The organism is Salinarimonas soli (assembly GCF_008386575.1).
Taxonomy (GTDB): Bacteria; Pseudomonadota; Alphaproteobacteria; order Rhizobiales; family Beijerinckiaceae; genus Salinarimonas_A; species Salinarimonas_A soli.
This window is the reverse complement of sequence record NZ_VUOA01000092.1, coordinates 1-336: the sequence shown is the minus strand read 5'-3', so window position 1 is coordinate 336 and position 336 is coordinate 1. Positions and strand designations below refer to the sequence as shown.

Below are 336 nucleotides of genomic sequence, written 5' to 3'. Positions count from 1 at the left end.
GGGCCCAACATCAACGACGAGTTCGGCGACGTCGACTCGCTCCTCTACATGATCACGGCGCCCGGCGCCGACGCGGCGCAGAAGAAGCGCGACGCGGAGGCCCTGCGCCTGCGCCTCCTGAAGGTGCCCGCCGTCACCAAGGTGACCCTCTACGGCGTGCAGGACGAGCGCATCTTTGTCGAGTTCAGCCACGCCAAGCTCGCGACGCTCGGCATCCCGCCCCAGGCCCTGTTCGATTCGCTCGCCCGCCAGAACGCGGTCGCGCCCGCCGGCACGGTGCAGAGCGGGGCGCAACGCATCCCGTTGCGCATCACGGGCGCCCTCGACGGCGAGCGC

The 336-nt window shown here is 71.1% G+C and carries 1 pseudogene; it reads left to right on the top strand.

Annotated features, from left to right (window positions below):
• Positions 1-336: pseudogene (locus F0L46_RS25360) on the top strand (efflux RND transporter permease subunit); the annotation flags it as partial.